12 protein-coding genes are annotated in these 16,907 nt (G+C 66.5%); 7 read left to right on the plus strand and 5 right to left on the minus strand.

Features of this window, described 5'->3' with window-relative positions; translation table 11 throughout:
- Positions 1-2: 2 nt before the first annotated feature.
- The 3 genes from AC1DRE_RS10815 to purB form a co-directional block, all read right to left on the minus strand.
- Entirely contained in the window at positions 3-4,883 is a 4,881-nt protein-coding gene (locus AC1DRE_RS10815; protein WP_476984635.1) for an NAD-glutamate dehydrogenase, read from the minus strand.
- Positions 4,884-5,013: 130 nt separating this feature from the next.
- Positions 5,014-5,685 carry a histidine phosphatase family protein gene (locus AC1DRE_RS10820; protein ID WP_476984636.1) on the minus strand — a complete coding sequence of 224 codons (672 nt, stop codon included), beginning with the start codon at positions 5,683-5,685 and terminating at the stop codon, positions 5,014-5,016.
- Positions 5,682-7,124, minus strand: a complete 1,443-nt coding sequence (gene purB, locus AC1DRE_RS10825) for an adenylosuccinate lyase (protein WP_476984637.1) — start codon at positions 7,122-7,124, stop codon at positions 5,682-5,684. Before purB ends, AC1DRE_RS10820 begins: the two co-directional genes overlap by 4 nt.
- 211 nt (positions 7,125-7,335) lie before the next feature.
- Here purB and AC1DRE_RS10830 point away from each other — a divergent pair, with 211 nt between their 5' ends.
- Both AC1DRE_RS10830 and AC1DRE_RS10835 read left to right on the plus strand, forming a co-directional pair.
- Positions 7,336-7,641: a hypothetical protein gene (locus AC1DRE_RS10830; protein WP_476984638.1), complete on the plus strand. Its 306-nt coding sequence runs from the start codon at positions 7,336-7,338 to the stop codon at positions 7,639-7,641.
- Positions 7,641-9,068 carry a hypothetical protein gene (locus tag AC1DRE_RS10835; RefSeq protein ID WP_476984639.1) on the plus strand — a complete coding sequence of 476 codons (1,428 nt, stop codon included), beginning with the start codon at positions 7,641-7,643 and terminating at the stop codon, positions 9,066-9,068. The genes AC1DRE_RS10830 and AC1DRE_RS10835 overlap by 1 nt, the downstream gene beginning before the upstream one ends.
- 6 nt (positions 9,069-9,074) lie before the next feature.
- On the opposite strand, the gene AC1DRE_RS10840 is transcribed toward AC1DRE_RS10835, so the two are convergent.
- Positions 9,075-9,500 (minus strand): phage holin family protein, encoded by a 426-nt coding sequence (locus AC1DRE_RS10840; protein ID WP_104175160.1) that lies wholly within the window; start codon positions 9,498-9,500, stop codon positions 9,075-9,077.
- Positions 9,501-9,560: 60 nt separating this feature from the next.
- Between AC1DRE_RS10840 and AC1DRE_RS10845 the strand changes: the two genes are divergently transcribed.
- The 4 genes from AC1DRE_RS10845 to AC1DRE_RS10860 all read left to right on the plus strand — a co-directional run bounded on the left by AC1DRE_RS10845 (position 9,561) and on the right by AC1DRE_RS10860 (position 14,624).
- Positions 9,561-10,679 carry a histidinol-phosphate transaminase gene (locus AC1DRE_RS10845; RefSeq protein ID WP_476984640.1) on the plus strand — a complete coding sequence of 373 codons (1,119 nt, stop codon included), beginning with the start codon at positions 9,561-9,563 and terminating at the stop codon, positions 10,677-10,679.
- Between the two features lie 148 nt (positions 10,680-10,827).
- Positions 10,828-12,063 (plus strand): pyruvate dehydrogenase (acetyl-transferring) E1 component subunit alpha, encoded by a 1,236-nt coding sequence (gene pdhA, locus AC1DRE_RS10850; RefSeq protein WP_476984641.1) that lies wholly within the window; start codon positions 10,828-10,830, stop codon positions 12,061-12,063.
- Complete coding sequence (locus tag AC1DRE_RS10855; RefSeq protein WP_476984642.1) at positions 12,063-13,043, plus strand: alpha-ketoacid dehydrogenase subunit beta; 981 nt, start codon at positions 12,063-12,065, stop codon at positions 13,041-13,043. The genes pdhA and AC1DRE_RS10855 overlap by 1 nt, the downstream gene beginning before the upstream one ends.
- A 39-nt stretch (positions 13,044-13,082) precedes the next feature.
- Positions 13,083-14,624: a dihydrolipoamide acetyltransferase family protein gene (locus AC1DRE_RS10860; RefSeq protein ID WP_476984643.1), complete on the plus strand. Its 1,542-nt coding sequence runs from the start codon at positions 13,083-13,085 to the stop codon at positions 14,622-14,624.
- A gap of 116 nt (positions 14,625-14,740) precedes the next feature.
- Here the strand turns inward: AC1DRE_RS10860 and AC1DRE_RS10865 are convergent, their stop codons facing one another.
- Positions 14,741-15,079 carry a hypothetical protein gene (locus AC1DRE_RS10865; RefSeq protein ID WP_104175155.1) on the minus strand — a complete coding sequence of 113 codons (339 nt, stop codon included), beginning with the start codon at positions 15,077-15,079 and terminating at the stop codon, positions 14,741-14,743.
- Positions 15,080-15,308: 229 nt separating this feature from the next.
- Between AC1DRE_RS10865 and AC1DRE_RS10870 the strand changes: the two genes are divergently transcribed.
- Complete coding sequence (locus AC1DRE_RS10870) at positions 15,309-16,892, plus strand: AMP-binding protein (protein ID WP_476984644.1); 1,584 nt, start codon at positions 15,309-15,311, stop codon at positions 16,890-16,892.
- Positions 16,893-16,907 lie beyond the last annotated feature (15 nt).

The raw sequence follows: 16,907 nt of genomic DNA on the forward strand, positions 1-16,907 counted from the left end.
GCCTAGCGCCGCACCAGGGTCCGCAGCAGCTTGAGGGCCACTGAGATCGAGTGGATGTCAGTCTGCCCTGGCCTGGTGGCTTCCGCGAACGTGTCCTTGATCCGCACCAGCTGTTCCTGGTGGCCGCGTTCCCAGGCCACGATCCGCTCGATTGAATCAGCACTTTCGGTGTCAGCGCCCTTCGTCATCTCCATCACTGAAATCGTCATGTCGGCAACGGCTGAATAGACATCGTCCCGCAGTGCTGCCCGGGCGAGTGCCTCCCACCGGTTCTCCCGGGGAAGAGCCGTGATGCGCAGCAGCAACCTGAGTGCGCCGATCCGCGCAAACACAGTCCAGTACAGGTCCGTGATCCGTTCGGTGGGTTCATCGATCTGCTCCGATATCAGGGAGATGTCCAGCAGCCCGAAGCTCTCGAGGAGGGCGCCGGCGCGGCGCACCAGGTCATGGGGCAGCCCCACGCTGTCCCATTGTGCCTGCCGTTCCTCGACGAGGTCGATGCTGTCAGCGCGCAGGAAGTCCCGGGTCCGGTTCCGCAGCAGCTCCAGGGTTGGCATGATCCGGCCGAGGGCCTCGGCAACGGGCTGGTCGCGGTGGTCGTGGGTGACATACCAGCGGATGGCCCGGTCGAGGATCCGGCGCATGTGCAGGGTCAGTTCTGCGGCGTGTTGGCTGGGGAACGCGGGGGGCAGCTCGGCCACCCGGTCCACGAACCGCTGCAGGTCGTAGGCTTCGCGGGTAGCAACGAATGCCCTGGCAACAGCCGCGGCAGTGGCAGTGGTTTCCTCGATGGTCCGGAAGGCGAAGGTGATTCCGCCGAGGTTGATCATGTCGTTGGCCAGGACGGTGCAGATGATCTGCCGGCTCAGCGGGTGGGCATTGAGCTCCGGGCCAAAGCGGTCAGCCAGCTGATGCGGGAAGTAGCTGCGGAGCACCCGTTCGAACCAGGGATCCTCGGCGACGTCGCTTTCGCTCAGCTCCTTGGCAAGGTCGATCTTCGCGTACGCCGCCAGCACGGACAGCTCGGGCGCCGTGAGGCCTTTGCCGCTCAGCAGCCGTGCATGGAGCTGTTCTGTGCTCGGCAGTCCTTCCAGGCGCCGGTCAAGGTCCGAGGCGTTCTCCAGCCAGTCCATGGTCCGCTCGAACCCGGGGCTCCAATCCAGGACCAGGGCCCGGTCGTTGTGCAGCAGCGTGTTCTGGTCGCGGTTGTTTTTCAGCACAAGCCGGGCCACCTCGTCCGTGAGCGAGTGCAGGAACCCGGTGCGTTCGGACGCTGTCATCCTGCCGGCGGCGATCATGCGGTCGATGAAGATCTTGATGTTGACCTCATGGTCCGAGCAGTCCACCCCGGCCGAATTGTCGATCGCATCGGTGTTGAGCAGGACGCCGCCCAGGGCGGCTTCAATCCGGCCGAGCTGGGTGACGCCGAGATTGCCGCCCTCGGCGATGATCCTGGCCCGGACTTCATTGCCGTTGATCCTGATGGGGTCGTTTGCCTTGTCGCCCACCTGGCCGTGCGTTTCGGAGGACGCCTTGATGTATGTTCCGATGCCGCCGTTGTAGATGAGGTCCACCGGCGCGCGCAGGATGGCCTGCAGCAGCTCGGGCGGAGTCATCATCGACGTCGTGTCCGGGAGCCCGAGCGCCGAAATTACCGGGGCGGTGATGGGGATGGACTTTGCGTGGCGCGAATATACGCCTCCGCCCGGGCTGATCAGCGAGGCGTCGTAGTCCGCCCAGGACGATCGCGGCAGCAGGAACAGGCGGCGGCGTTCAGCCAGCGAGCCGGCCGCGTCCGGATCCGGGTCCAGGAAGATGTGCCGGTGGTCGAAGGCTGCCACGAGCCGGATGTGGTTGGACAGGAGCATCCCGTTGCCGAACACGTCGCCGCTCATGTCGCCGATGCCGGCAACCGTGAAGTCTTCCTGCTGTGAGTCGATGCCGAGTTCGCTGAAGTGGTGCTTGACGGACTCCCAGGCGCCGCGGGCCGTGATGCCCATCTGCTTGTGGTCGTAGCCTGCGGAACCGCCTGAGGCGAAGGCATCGCCCAGCCAGAAGCCGTACTCGAATGCCACGGCGTTGGCCGTGTCGGAGAATGCGGCGGTTCCTTTGTCGGCCGCCACCACGAGGTAGTAATCGTCGTCGTCGTGCTTCACCACATTGTCCGGTGAAATGACCCGCCCGGGGGTCCCGCGCGATGGCACCGTTCCGGCGTCGGACGGGTCCAAGTTGTCCGTGACGTCCAGCAGCCCGCGGACAAAGTCCTTGTAGCTTTCCTCCCCTTCAGTCAGCCAGGCGGTGCGGTCAGAGACCGGACTGGGCAGCCTTTTGGGATAGAAGCCGCCCTTGGCGCCGGTGGGGACAATCACCGAATTTTTGACCGTCTGGGCTTTGACGAGGCCAAGGATCTCGGTGCGGAAATCCTCACGCCGGTCCGACCACCTCAACCCGCCGCGCGCCACGGGACCGAACCGCAGGTGCACCCCTTCCACGCGGGGCGAATAGACCCAGATCTCAAATTTCGGCCGCGGGTAGGGTGCTCCGGGAATGTCGGACGGCCGGAGCTTGAAGCTCAGGTAGGGCCGGTAGCGGAAGAAGTTGGTGCGGGTTGTCGCCTCTATCAGGTTCAGGAAGGTCCGCAGCAACCGGTCCGCTTCCAAGGACGGGACGGCGTCGATCGCGTCGGCCACCGCGGAGCGGGCGGCAGCCGTATCCTGGAGCCGCCGGGAATGGCTGAGTTCGGGATCGAACCGGGCATGGAACAGGCTGAGCAGCGCGTGGGTGGCGGGCACGTTGGCCAGCAGGGTGTCGGCGATGAAGCCGTAGGTGTAGATGGTTCCCAGCTGCCTCAAGTACTTGGCGTAGCCGCGCAGGATGACCACCTTCCGCCACGTGAGCTCCTCCTGGAGCACCAGGGCGTCGAAGCGGTCAGACTCTTCGTCCCCCCGGACGGCGGCGCTGAAGGCCTCCCCCAACAGCGCGCTGGTCCCGGCGGGGTCAACGCCGGCGGGATACCTGACGCCAAGGTCATACAGGAACAGCTGCCGGTCGTTCCCGCGCACAACGTCGAAGGGCCGTTGGTTAAGCACTTCCAGGCCGAGGTTGTGGAAGAACGGCAGGATCTGCGTCAGGCTCTGGGCGCTGGTGAGGTAGAGCCGGATCCGGGCGTCTTCGGCCAGCGTTGGAGACGCATCGGTGCGGAAGTAGACGGCCAGCAGCGGATCGTTCAGCGGCCGTCCGCCCGTGCCGTCGAGATCGAACTGCTCAAACCGCATGATGACTTCCACCGCGTCCTCGACCTCGAAGTCGGCCCGGTAGCTGGCGGGGAAGGCAGCGGACCAGAGCGCCGACAACCGGCTGGCCTCGACAGGGGGAAGCCTGTCACGAAGCGTTTCGTCCAGGCCTTCGGCCCAGGTCCGCGTCGCGCCGACGATGCTCCGCTCCAGCACAGCGGGATCGACGTCGGCCTGCCCGCCGGCGGGCAGCAGGATCCGGAAGAAGACGCGGGCCATGGGGGATTCACTCAGCCGGACCTCGAATTCGAGCGAGGAGGACCTGAAGGCCTGCTTGAGCTCCTGTTCGATGCGGAGCCGGACGGCGGTGCTGTACCTGTGCCTGGGCAGGAAGACCAGGACAGAGACGAAGCGGCCGTAGCTGTCAGAGCGCAGGAACACGCGCGTCTGGTGGTGGGCCTGCAGGAGCAGGATCTCACGGGAGAGCCGGGCCAGTTCGTCCAGGCTCAGATGGAACAGCTCGTCCAGGGGGAAGGACTCGAGGACGGCCAGCAGCTGCTTGCCGGGATGGGAAACCTCGGTGAAGCCGAAGCGTTCCTGGACCGCGCGCACTTTGTCCCGGATGACCGGGATCCGCCGCACGGACCGGCCGGTGGCCCCCGGGGCGAACAGTCCCACGAACCGAATCTCACCTGTCGGCTGCCCTGCGCTGTCGAAGGTCCGGACGAGGATTTCATCCAGGTACGCCGGGCGGGGGACGGACGATCTCAGGTCAGACGTGGCGAGCGTGAGAACCTGCGAATGCGGAAGCCCGGTGACCGGCTGGCGGGCTTCCGGCCGGCCGTCCCTGAGCAGGCCAAGCCCCGAGCCGGGCCGCAGCTTTACGCTCTCCGGGCCGCCCGTCGTCGGGTATTCATACTCGCTGTACCCCAAAAACATGAAGTTTCCGCGGTCCAGCCAGCCCAGGAGCTCCCCGAGCTGCTCCGCAGTCGGAGCCGAGCCGGCAGGCAACCGGTCCAGCGAGACGATCGCCCGCGCGAGGCGGGAGTGGATGGCTGGAGTGTCATCGGCGACCACCTGCACGTCAGCCAGGACCCGCCGCACATTGTTCATGAGCTCCGCGATGGCCCGCGACCCGGGCAAACGTCCGATCTCCGCCGCCACCCAGGTTTCCGACAGCCACCCGGGAGGGTCCTGGGCGGTTCCTGGAGCGCCGGCCTGACCTGCCGTGACCGCCGCAGCCACGATTCCGACCGCCGCACCGGATGGCGGGGACCCATGCCGCACCTCCAGCAGCCGGTCCGTCTGTGGGTCCCGGCGCACCAGGAAGGTGGGGTGGACCAGCAGCCGGATGGCTTCGTTTTGCCGGGTCAGTTCGGCAGTGAGCGAATGGAGCAGGTGCGGCATGGCGTCGGCAACCACCAGCAGGACGCTGGCGTCGCTTTCGTTCAGGACGTCGACGGCCGCCGTGCCTGCCGGGCGGCCGTCTGCCAGTTCCGCATGCTGCCGGGCCCTCTGCTCCAGGTTTTCGGGGCTGTATCCCTGGAGGTCCTCCGGCGCTACGTGCTCGTAGTAGGCCGAGAGGAATTGTTCTTCGAAGCCGTGGAGGCTGGCGGGTGCATGCTCCGGGTGTACCGATCTGTGTGACATGCCACTGCGCCTCCACCGCGCGGGGAGCAACCGCATGCCGCGGCCGACCATCCTGTCCCCACGCCTGCTTTCATCATCGCCGGGTTCAGGGGAGCAGTCCAGTGCCGGTTAGTGGCGTGGGTTGCCGCCGCTAGGCCGGGCTGCCCGTGGGATCTTCAGCGGTGGGGTCTGCCAGCGCCAGGCCGCCCACGGGACTGTCGTCCCAGTGGATGAGCTCCCAGCCGTTATCGGGGTCGCCGTCCAGTGCGACGATTCCCGTATTGTCCAGCGCGTGCCTGACCGCAAAGCCGGGTTCGATGTTGCTGGCCCTCAGGCCGGCCCACACGCGGATGGCTGCGCCGTGGCTGACCACGGCTACGGATCCGGACTTGCCCGCTCCGTTTGCCCGTGCCGCTATATCGGCGATCGCGGCGTCGTAGCGACCGAAGAAGTCCCGGCCGCTGGGCCCGGCGGGCAGGCGGCGGTCCAGCTCGCCGTCGGCCCAGGAGAAGATAGTGCCCAGGTAGCGCTTGTGCGATTCGTTGTCGGTCAGCTTCTCCAGCGCCCCGGCTTCGATCTCGTGAATGCCCTGGAGCACTTCGGTTTCCAGCCCGTGCACCCGGGCGAGGGGTGCGGCCGTGAACTGCGTCCGGATCAGCGTGGAAGCGTAGAGGGCGTGGATCCGCTCGTTCGCCAGGGCGCGGGACAGTGCCTCAGCCTGCCGCTCGCCGAGTTCCGTCAGCCCGGGCCCCGGGTGCGCTGTGTCCAGCTGGCCCAGGACGTTGCCGGGCGTCTGGCCGTGCCGGATGAGCAGGAGCCTCATTTCAGGTGGTCCACCAACTGGTCCGCGATGCCGGTGTACTTCCCCGGGGTCAGGGCAAGCAGCCGTGCTTCGGCGTCCGCGGAGAGGCCCAGGCCCAGCACGAATTCCTGCATCCGGGCGGCATCCACGCGCTGCCCGCGGGTCAGGTCCTTGAGCCGTTCATAGGGGTTTTCCATGCCTTCGACGCCGGCGATCGCCTCGGCGCGCATCACCATCTGGATGGCCTCACCGAGTACCTCCCAGTTGGTGTCGAGGTCGCCGGCCAGGACGTCCTCGGCCACATCCAGCCGCTCCAGGCCCTTGACGACGTTGGAGATGGCCAGCAGGGAGTGGCCGAAGGCCACGCCGATGTTGCGCTGCGAGGACGAGTCGGTGAGGTCGCGCTGCCAGCGGGACGTGACCAGGGTGGATCCCAGGACGTCCAGCAGCCCGGAGGAGATTTCCAGGTTGGCCTCGGCGTTTTCGAAGCGGATCGGGTTGACCTTGTGCGGCATGGTGGAGGAGCCGGTGGCGCCTGCCACCGGGATCTGGGCGAAGTAGCCGATGGAGATGTAGCTCCAGATGTCCGTGCATACGTTGTGCAGGATCCGGTTGAAGCGCGCGACGTCGGCGTACAGCTCGGCCTGCCAGTCGTGGCTTTCGATCTGGGTGGTCAGCGGGTTCCAGGTCAGGCCCAGTCCCTCGACGAACGACTTCGCGACCTGCTGCCAGTCGGCGCCCGGCACGGAGGCCACGTGGGCGGCATAGGTGCCGGTGGCGCCGTTGATCTTGCCCAGGTATTCGGTCTTCGCGATCCGGTCCAGCTGGCGGGTCAGGCGGTGCGCGATGACGGCCAGTTCCTTGCCCAGCGTGGTGGGCGTGGCGGGCTGGCCGTGCGTGCGGGACAGCATGGGAACACCGCGGTTGTCATCGGCCATCTTGCTGATCTGGGCCACCAGCGCCCTGGCGGCGGGCAGCCACACGTCCTCCACAGCACCCTTGACGCCCAGGGCGTACGAGAGGTTGTTGATGTCTTCCGACGTGCACCCGAAGTGCACCATGGCCGTCAGCCGTTCAATGCCAATCGCCGGCAGCCTGCGGCCGATGTAGTACTCCACGGCCTTCACGTCGTGCACCGTCACGGCCTCGATTTCGGCCAGCTCGGAGACCGATGCGGAGTCGAACTCAGTCACGATGGCGCGAAGCTGATCCTGCTGCTCCGTTGTCAGGGGGCCCGCGCCCGGCAGCACGTTGTTGCCGGTCAGGTGGATAAGCCATTCAACTTCCACGGCCACGCGGTCCCGGTTGAGGGCCGCCTCGGACAGGTAGTCCACCAGGGGCGCGACGGCGGACTGGTAGCGTCCGTCCAGCGGGCCAAGGGCAATCTGGTCCGGAGAGGCGGCAAGGGCCAGGCGTCCGGAAGGCGTACGGGTGTCAGCTGTGGCGGCAGTTTCAGGCATGTCCTGATTCTTTCACGAAGTCGCGCCGCCCCTTAAGCGCAGTGTCCGTGTGACTTCCCCTCCCCGGCACTGCCGGTGAGCGCGGTGTCCGGATTATCCACATGGCCGACGCCGGCAGTTCCGGTCCGCATCAGCGTTCCGTAGCGTCGGGATCACCGGAAATCCGGAACGGACAGCCAGGTGAACGGCAATGAACAGGGGGGGAATGGAAATGAGCGGCAGCATCACTGCGGCGGATGCCAGTGCGTGTGGCTCACGGAGCTTCGAAGTGCAGCAACTGGCCTGGCGGGTTGCTGACTTCGCCCACAGCCTCGACGCCTCGATGCTCAGGTTCCGGCGCGTGCAGATGGCGGAGTGGCAGTCGCCCGCCGGGCAGGCGTACCGCACCGCCATCTCGTTGCAGGCAGCCGCGCTGGGTCGCGCAAGGGAGCGGCTGCTGGCGGCCTCCGAAGCCGTACTCCGCCACTCACAGCAGGTCCCGGTCTCCTCCCAGCGGACGCCCGGAGGCGGTTTCTGATGGCCGAGGCAACACCCTCGGGAAGCGGCGGACCGCTGGCTCCGCTGGAGCCGGCAACGGACGGGGACATGCGGATCCGCGGCGGCGTCGGCGGCATCCGTTTTCAGTTGGAGGAGCTCATCGCAGGTGCGGCTGAACTGGAGGGCCTGGCCGACGAGCTCGCCGCGATTGAGATCGGTGTCCGGCGGATCTGGGAAGAGCTTTGTCCCTACCAGTACGAACCGCGGCCCAGCGGCACCGCGGCACTCATCGCCGTCGGTGAAGGCGGCCAGTCGGTCCGCGCCGTCAGGGAAGAGCTGCAGCACCTCAGCAGCCAGGTCCGGGCGAGCCGCCGCGACTACGAGGAAGCGGAGGTGCGTGCGGCATCAGGAGTCCCCCAGCCCGAGGACGGCTGGGCCTTCCTGCCACTGTTGTTCGTGGATCTGACCCAATCCAACTTCCTGAGCCGGGACGCCGCCGAGGCTCTGGCGCCTCCCTTGTCACTCGGATTGGCGCTGGGCATTGCCCCCAAGGAACTTTCACTTGCTTTGGCGGCCGAAATGGCCGCCGGCCGGGAGTTTTCGGCCATCGGCCCGCTGATCCGCCGGCTTGCGGAGGGCTCCTTTCCCATGCTGAAACCCCGGCCGGTCACCGCCGTCGAGGAACTCACGCGCGACGTCGCCGTGGACACCTCGCCCGCCGGCCTCCTCGCCAGGCTCCGTGAGCTGGACGCTGACGGCCACGGAAGGATCGAGGTCGTCCAGGTGGAGAACGGCGGCCGCAGGGCGTTCGTTGTCATCATTCCAGGCACCCAGCCCGGCGGGTCTCCCGGGGGCGGCAACCCGCTGGATGAGGCGGGGATTGCGGAGGCGCTGGGGTACGGCTCGGAATACGTGAATGCGGCCGTGCTGTCGGCGTTGCACCAGGCCGGCGCCGTTAAGGGGGATCAGGTTGTGGCTGTGGGCTACAGCCAGGGCGGCGCGCACGCCATGAACCTCAGCAGCAACAGGGCGTTCCTGGCCGAATTCGACCTCAAGTACGTCCTGACGGCGGGATCGCCGGTCGGCGGAATTACGCCGCAGCCTGGAATCACGTCGCTCCACCTGGAACACCGCCAAGACTGGGTTCCCGGCAGCGACGGGACTGCCAATCCGGACACCCGGGACAGGGTAACGGTCACGCTGACCGGCAGGGCGGTCACTCCGCCGGGCGAGGATCCCGGGCTTGGACCCGGCCACAAACTTGCCAACTACGAGGCAGCGGCCAAGGCAGTTTCCGCGAGTGAAGATCCCTCCCTGGCAGCAAACACGGCGGTCCTGGCCGGTGTCCTGGGCGCGGGAGGTGCAGGCACCTCCACCCGCTTCGCGCTCAACCGTGAGCCCGTCGCTACGCCCGCCAGCAAGCCGGGTCCGCCGCCTTCGGGCGCGGCCAAATGGGTGGCACGCTAGCCGGTTTTAGCGCCGGACTCCTGTGATCTTGCCTGCCACGAGGGAAACCACAGTGATGATGATGGCTGCCAGGACGGCGGTCCAGAAGAACGAATCGATGGTGAAGTGGACAGGGGTGTAGCTGCTCAGCCAGGACGTCAGGTACAGCATGGCAGCGTTGATAACGATCGTAAAAAGCCCCAGCGTCAGGATGGTGATCGGCAGGGACAGCAGGCTCACGACCGGCCGGACCAGTGCGTTGACCAAGCCGAAGATCAGGCCGATAAAGAGGTAGGCAAGGACCACGCCCAGCGGGTCGGTTCCCTGCGTGACGCCGCCCTGCGCCACTGCTTCCGTCGTCGCGGTGGTGGAGATGTCCAAGCCGGGCAGGATCCAGCTCGCAATCCAGAGAGCCAAGCCGTTAATGAGAACACGCACGATGAAAGAAAACATGGCCCCATGCTTTCATACAGCGGAGGAAACCGGCAGGGACGGAGAAGTAGGCTAGTTGGCATGACTTCACCAGAGAACACCGCGGGGGGAATCAGGCCGCGCCCGGTGGTGGACCGGCTTCCCCGTTACGCCGCCGGCAAGCCTCCTGCGGCCGTGGAGGGCCTCGAGAGCTACAAACTCTCCTCCAACGAGAACCCGCTTCCGCCCATCCCTGCAGTGCTGCAGGCCATCGCGGACCAGACGGACTTCAACCGCTACCCGGATCCCCTCAGCAGCAAGCTCCGCGGGGCGCTCGCGGAGTTCCTGAACGTTCCGGCCGAGGACATCGTCACCGGCGCAGGAAGCCTCGGCGCCCTCAACCAGCTGTTGATGACCTTCGCCGGCCAGAACGACGACGGCAAGGCCGACGAAGTCATCTACGCCTGGCGGTCCTTTGAGGCTTACCCCATCTGCGTCGGGCTTGCCGGGGCTGAGAGCGTCAGGATCCCGCTGACCGCCGACGGCCGCCACGATCTGGAGGCCATGGCGGCCGCCGTGACGGCGCGGACCAAAGTCATCCTTCTGTGCACACCCAACAACCCCACCGGTCCCATCCTGGAAAAGAAAGAAACCGAACGGTTCATTCGCCAGGTCCCGTCGGACGTCGTCATTGTCATCGACGAGGCCTACCAGGAGTTCGTGCGGGCCCGGGACGCCGTGGACGGCATCGAGATGTACCGCAAACACCCCAATGTGGTGGTCCTGCGGACCTTCTCCAAGGCGCACGGGCTGGCTGGCCTGCGCGTGGGGTACAGCATCTCCAACCCGGACCTCACACAGCATCTGCGCGTGGCCGCCACGCCGTTCGCCGTATCCCAGATCGCCGAGCGGGCAGCCATCACATCGCTGCAGAACTTCAGCCAGGTTGTAGAAAGGGTACAAAGCCTGGTGGACGAACGCGACCGTGTCACGGCCGGACTGCGCGGCCTCGGCTGGTTCGTGCCGGACGCCCAGGGCAACTTCGTGTGGCTCGATCTGGGTGAAAACAGTGCGGAGTTCGCAGCACTGGCGGGAGAGCAGGCCTTATCGGTCCGGGCTTTCGGCAACGAGGGCGTGCGGGTGAGCATCGGCGAGGTGGAAGCGAACACCCGCTTCCTCGAACTCTGTGCGAACTATACAAAGCCGCCACGGCGTTCCTAGCGCTTAACATAACGCCCGGGCTCCGCCTACTGCGGATAAAGTAAGGGACAGTAAGCCAAAATATATGCCGGACCAGGAATGTATTCCCGATCCAGCATATATCCCAGCGATATTGCGATGCACTTAGTGCGGCAAGCGAGGAGACGGTATGGGCGCCACACATCTGCCCGCTACCGAGTTCGACGGAACCGGGGTAGACGACCAGCTCGAGGCGGAAGCCGAGGCCGTTCTGGGTGAGCCCGCGGCACCCATGGTCCAGCTCCTGGGGCCCGATGGCACTTTGGGCGAGGACTCGGTGTTTTCAGAATATGCCAACCGCCTCGACGCCGAAAAGCTGCGGGGATTCTACGCCGACATGGCAGCCATCCGGCGCTTCGACCAGGAGGCCACCGCGCTGCAGCGGCAGGGCCAGCTGGCGCTCTGGGTGCCGCTCACCGGCCAGGAAGCCGCCCAGATCGGTTCAGGCCGGGCCAGCCAGCCGCAGGACTACATTTTCCCCACCTACCGTGAACACGGCGTCGCCCTCACCCGCAACGTTGACCTGGCCGAGCTGCTCCGCCAGTTCCGCGGAGTGTCCAACGGAGGCTGGAACCCCAAGGACACGAACTTCCACCTGTACACCCTGGTCCTGGCCGCCCAGACCCTCCACGCGGTGGGCTACGCCATGGGAATCCAGCGGGACCAGCAACTCGCGGCGTCGTCGGATCCCGCGGGCACGGAACCTCCCGCCGCAGTGATCGCGTACTACGGGGACGGTGCCAGCTCCGAGGGCGACGTGCACGAATCCATGGTTTTCGCGTCCTCGTACAAGGCCCCGGTGGTCTTTTTCTGCCAGAACAACCACTGGGCCATCTCGGTGCCCAGCACCGTGCAGACCCGCATTCCGTTGTCGAACCGTGCCAAGGGCTACGGCTTCCCGGGCATCCGCGTGGACGGCAACGACGTCATCGCCGTGCACGCCGTGACGGAGTGGGCGCTGGACCATGCCCGGCAGGGGAACGGACCGGTGCTCATCGAGGCCTTTACCTACCGTGTGGGTGCCCACACCACCGCGGACGATCCCACGAAGTACCGCCAGTCCGCCGAGGAGGATGCCTGGCGGGCGAAGGATCCGCTGGCCAGGCTGGAAAAGTACCTGCGCTCGGCGGGGCTTGCCGACGACGACTACTTTGCCAAGGTCAAGGCCGACGGCGACGAACTTGCCGCGTATGTCAGGCGCACCACCCATGACCTCGAAACGCCGGACATCCGGTCGGCGTTCGCCAACACGTACGTGGAGCCGCACCCGCTCGTGGCGGAGGAACTGGCCTGGTTCGAGCAGTACAGCGCCGGATTCGAAGACGGTGCCGGTTCCGAAGCGGCAGCAGGAGAGGCGGCCAACTGATGACCACCATGACCATTGCCAAGGCCATCAACGAAGGCCTTCGCGCCGCCCTGACCAACAACCCCAAGTCGCTGCTGATGGGCGAGGACATCGGCCCGCTCGGCGGCGTGTACCGCGTCACGGACGGGCTGATCGCTGAGTTCGGGCCCGACCGCGTTGTGGACACCCCGCTGGCTGAATCCGGCATCATCGGCACGGCGATCGGACTGGCCCTGCGCGGCTACAGCCCGGTCTGCGAAATCCAGTTCGACGGCTTCGTTTTTCCCGGGTTCAACCAGATCACCACACAGCTGGCCAAGATGCATGCCCGCAGCAACGGCAACCTCACGGTTCCCGTTGTCATCCGTATTCCGTACGGCGGCGGAATCGGTTCGGTAGAGCACCACTCCGAATCCCCCGAGGCGCTGTTCGCGCACACCGCGGGGCTGCGCATCATCACCCCGTCCAACCCGCACGACGCCTACTGGATGATCCAGCAGGCCGTCGAATGCCAGGACCCGATCATCGTTTTCGAACCCAAGCGCCGCTACTGGCTCAAGGGCGACGTGGACGTCGAGGCACCGGGGCGCGCGGAAGATCCCTTTAAGGCACATGTGCTGCGCGAGGGTACAGACGCCACGGTGGTCGCCTACGGTCCGCTTGTTCCGGTGGCGCTGGCAGCTGCCAATGCCGCGGCCCAGGACGGCCACAGCGTGGAAGTCATCGATCTGCGGTCCATCTCGCCGATCGACTTCGACACCGTCACCCGGTCCGTTCAAAAGACCGGCCGGCTGATAGTTGCCCACGAGGCGCCCACCTTCGGCGGCATCGGCGGGGAAATCGCGGCGCGGATCAGCGAGCGGGCTTTCCTGTCCCTCGAGGCCCCGGTGATCCGCGTGGGCGGCTTCCACATGCCCTACCCCGTGGCCAAGGTGGAAGAGGACTACCTGCCGGACATCGACCGCATCCTGGAGGCGCTGGACCGCGCCCTCGCCTACTGACGACTGCCTACTGATGACGCCTTCCAAACCGAGGACCCCATGACTGTGAACAAGTTCAACCTCCCCGACGTGGGCGAGGGACTCACCGAGGCCGAGATCGTGTCCTGGAACGTCAAGCCCGGTGACACCGTCGCGATCAACGACATCCTGTGCGAGATCGAAACGGCCAAGTCCCTCGTGGAGCTGCCGTCGCCGTTTGCCGGCACGGTCACGGAGCTTCTCGTGCCGGTGGGCGTAACCGTCGACGTCGGCACCCCGATCATCAGCGTGAGCGACGCCGTTTCCGGCGACCCCACGCCGGCGGATGTCCCGGCACCTGCGGTGCCGGTGTCTCCGGTCGCTGACGCACTTCCCGCTGACGCACCAATGTACGGAAACCTTCAAGAGGACGACGCCGAGGCGCCAGCAGCTGCCGGCAGTGCCGCCGGCCCGCTGGTGGGCTCCGGTCCCAAGGCCGACGCCGTCAAGCGCCGCCCGCGCAAAGCCTCGCCGGCCGCCGTCGTAACCCCCGTGCCAGCCGCAGCGCCGTCGCCGGTGGCCGCGCCCGTCCCGGTGGCCGAACCGGTCGAGGCCCAGGGCATCTGGATCAACGCCGGTGCGCCGTCCGGCCCCGATGCTGCGGCAGCCACCGACGAAGGCGCTGCGCGCCCGACCCTCGGCGGCACCATCAGCGGCCTCGTGAACCGTGTCCTCGCGAAGCCTCCTGTGCGCAAAATCGCCCGGGACCTCGGGATCGACCTGGCCGACGTCGTAGCCACGGGCGCACGGGGCGAGGTCACCCGTGAGGACCTGGTGAGCTACCAGGCCCAGCGCGACGCCGAAGTGGACAAGGCGGACACGTTCTGGGGCAAGTCCGGACGGCCGCAGGACCAGCGCATCGAGCGGATTCCCGTCAAGGGTGTCCGCAAAGCCACGGCCAAGGCCATGGTGGAGTCCGCGTTCGCCGCCCCGCACGTCAGCATCTTCGTGGACGTCGACGCCAGCCGCACCATGGAGTTCGTCAAGCGGCTCAAGGTGTCCCGCGACTTCGAGGGCATCAAGGTTTCCCCGCTGCTGATCCTGGCCAAAGCCGTAATCTGGGCGGCCGCCCGCAACCCGAGCGTCAACGCCACGTGGGTGGACAACGCCGACGGCACCGATACCGCGGAGATCCATGTCAAGCACTTCATGAACCTGGGCATCGCGGCGGCCACCCCCCGCGGTCTGATGGTTCCGAACATCAAGAACGCCCAGGACCTTTCCCTCAAGGAACTGGCCCTGGCACTCAACGACCTTGCCACGACGGCGCGGGCCGGGAAGACGCAGCCTGCCCAGATGCAGGGCGGCACCCTCACAGTCACCAATATCGGAGCACTGGGCATCGACACGGGTACTCCGATCATCAACCCCGGCGAAGTGGCCATCGTGGCTTTCGGCACCATCAAGCAGAAGCCTTGGGTCCTGGACGGCGAAGTCATTCCCCGCTGGATCACTACCCTGGGCGGCTCGTTCGACCACCGCGTGGTGGACGGTGACCTCTCGGCACGCTTTATGGCCGACGTCGCCGCCATCCTCGAGGAGCCTGCCCTCCTGCTGGACTAGGCCAAGAAGTGAGGACCTGCCTCATTGGGGCGGCCAAGCAAAAAGGAACCCAGCCGCTGGAATTCAGCGGCTGGGTTCCTTTGCGTTAGTTGAGGAAGCTGGTCTGCCGGAGCGGCCTAGTAGGCAGGGTATGTCGCGAGCAGCTGCGCCAGTGCAGGATCAGAGGACATGCCGCTGAGGCCCACAGCCGCTGCGATCATCGCACCGGAAAAGCCGGTCAGGCAGGCCGTCACCACTGCGAAGAATTTCCAGTCATCACGCATGACGCTCCGGACGGTCTCCGGCAGGTTCAGGCCGGGCGTGATGAGGTTGGGGGCGCTGTCCGTGGACCCGTCGTCGAGGAACGCGATCACCCGGTCATTGGCGCGGTCCACGCGCATGGTGCTGATGTGGTTGCCGTGGCGGGCAAGAAGGATGTCGTGGCCTACGAGCTGGCGCCGCTGAAGCGTAAGCATAATGTTCCCCTGAAGTCGTCGGTACTCGGATGTCCGCATCATCGAGTACCCCTCAATTTTACCGGCGAAAACCGCGCCATTCCGCCGAAAACGGGGTGAGGCTCCTTACCCGGGGGCGTGATGCCCGTCAAGCCGGGGGCGCCAAATGCTTGACATGCCGAACTAGAGTTGCACCAGCTGCCGCCGTCAATTGCCGCCAGCTGCTGGAGCGGATCAAAGGAGATGTTGCGTGTTTTCGAGCCCCTTCCCGGACGTGGTCATCCCGGACCAAAGCATTTACCAGTACCTTTTTGACGGCCTCACCGAAGCGGACCTGGACCGGCCCGCCGTCGTGGACGGGGTCAGCGGGGCGGAGACCACCTACCGCCAGTTGGTTGCGCAGATCGACGCCGTGGCGGGTGCGGTGTCAGCACTCGGACTGGGACCGCACGGGGTTGCCGCGATGCTCTGCCCCAACATTCCCGCGTTCGCTGCGGTCTTCCACGGACTGCTCCGGGCCGGCGCCGCCATCACCACCGTCAACTCGCTCTACACCGCCGATGAACTGACACTTCAGCTCCAGGATGCCGGGGCCACCTGGCTGTTTACTGTCTCGGCACTGCTCCCGGGAGCCGCGGAAGCCGCCGAGCGTGCCGGAATCCCGGCAGACCGGCTGGTGGTGCTCGACGGCGCCGCGGGGCACCCGTCGCTCAAGGACCTGCTCACCGCCGGCGCGCCGGCCCCGAGCGTTTCCTTTGACCCGACAACCCACGTGGCGGTGCTGCCGTACTCGTCCGGAACCACAGGGCGGCCGAAAGGCGTGAAGCTGAGCCACCGGAACCTCGTGGCCAATGTGGAGCAGTCCCGCGGGTTGCTGAACGTGCGGCGCCAGGACCGGCTGCTCGCCCTGCTGCCGTTTTTTCACATCTACGGCCTGACCGTCCTGCTGAATATTGCCCTGCGGGAACGGGCCTGCCTGGTCACCATGCCCAGGTTCGAGCTCGCCGAGTTCCTGCGCATGATCCAGGACCACAAGTGCACCTACCTGTTCATCGCCCCGCCGGTGGCCGTGGCATTGACCAAGCACCCGCTCGTTGCCGAGTACGATCTCGGCTCGGTGCACACCACACTGTCCGGCGCCGCGCCCCTGGACGGTGAACTCGGTGCGGCCCTCGCCGAACGGCTGCAGTGCCGTGTGCTGCAGGGGTACGGAATGACGGAGATGAGCCCGGTGTCGCACCTGATCCCGGCGGACGCCACGGACGTTCCGGTGAGCTCGGTGGGCTTCACGGTGCCCAACATGGCCTGCCGCCTGGTGGACCCTGCCACCGGTGAGGACATCGAAATTCCGGCGGAGGGCACCAGCGCGCCCGGCCACCTGCTGTGCCGGGGGCCGAACGTCATGCTTGGCTACCTCAACCGCCCGGAGGAAACGGCGGACACGCTGGACGCGGACGGCTTCCTGCACACCGGCGACATTGCGACGGTCCGGGCCGACGGCGTCGTGACGATTGTGGACCGGCTCAAGGAACTCATCAAATACAAGGGCTACCAGATCGCCCCGGCTGAACTCGAAGCCCTGCTGCTGACGCACCCGGGCATTGCGGACGCCGCGGTGATCGGAACGCCCGACGCCGACGGCCAGGAAGTGCCTCTGGCGTTCGTTGTGCGGCAGCCGGGAGAGCACGGGCAGGCGCTCGATGAAGCGGCCGTAATCGACTTTGTCGCCGCCAAAGTGGCGCCTTTCAAGAAGGTCCGGCGGGTGGAGTTCATCGAGGCCGTGCCCAAGTCCTCCTCGGGGAAGATCCTGCGCAGGCTTCTGAGGAACGGTTAGGGCGTATCTCCCGGA

Source organism: Arthrobacter sp. P4_H3 (assembly GCF_056400885.1).

Bases quoted from the DNA above. Each gene is read 5' to 3' on its own strand.
- AC1DRE_RS10815 (WP_476984635.1), bottom strand. From the start codon at position 4,883: ATGTCACACAGATCGGTACACCCGGAGCATGCACCCGCCAGCCTCCAC.
- AC1DRE_RS10820 (WP_476984636.1), bottom strand. From the start codon at position 5,685: ATGAGGCTCCTGCTCATCCGGCACGGCCAGACGCCCGGCAACGTCCTG.
- purB (WP_476984637.1), bottom strand. From the start codon at position 7,124: ATGCCTGAAACTGCCGCCACAGCTGACACCCGTACGCCTTCCGGACGC.
- AC1DRE_RS10830 (WP_476984638.1), top strand. From the start codon at position 7,336: ATGAGCGGCAGCATCACTGCGGCGGATGCCAGTGCGTGTGGCTCACGG.
- AC1DRE_RS10835 (WP_476984639.1), top strand. From the start codon at position 7,641: ATGGCCGAGGCAACACCCTCGGGAAGCGGCGGACCGCTGGCTCCGCTG.
- AC1DRE_RS10840 (WP_104175160.1), bottom strand. From the start codon at position 9,500: ATGTTTTCTTTCATCGTGCGTGTTCTCATTAACGGCTTGGCTCTCTGG.
- AC1DRE_RS10845 (WP_476984640.1), top strand. From the start codon at position 9,561: ATGACTTCACCAGAGAACACCGCGGGGGGAATCAGGCCGCGCCCGGTG.
- pdhA (WP_476984641.1), top strand. From the start codon at position 10,828: ATGGGCGCCACACATCTGCCCGCTACCGAGTTCGACGGAACCGGGGTA.
- AC1DRE_RS10855 (WP_476984642.1), top strand. From the start codon at position 12,063: ATGACCACCATGACCATTGCCAAGGCCATCAACGAAGGCCTTCGCGCC.
- AC1DRE_RS10860 (WP_476984643.1), top strand. From the start codon at position 13,083: ATGACTGTGAACAAGTTCAACCTCCCCGACGTGGGCGAGGGACTCACC.
- AC1DRE_RS10865 (WP_104175155.1), bottom strand. From the start codon at position 15,079: ATGCTTACGCTTCAGCGGCGCCAGCTCGTAGGCCACGACATCCTTCTT.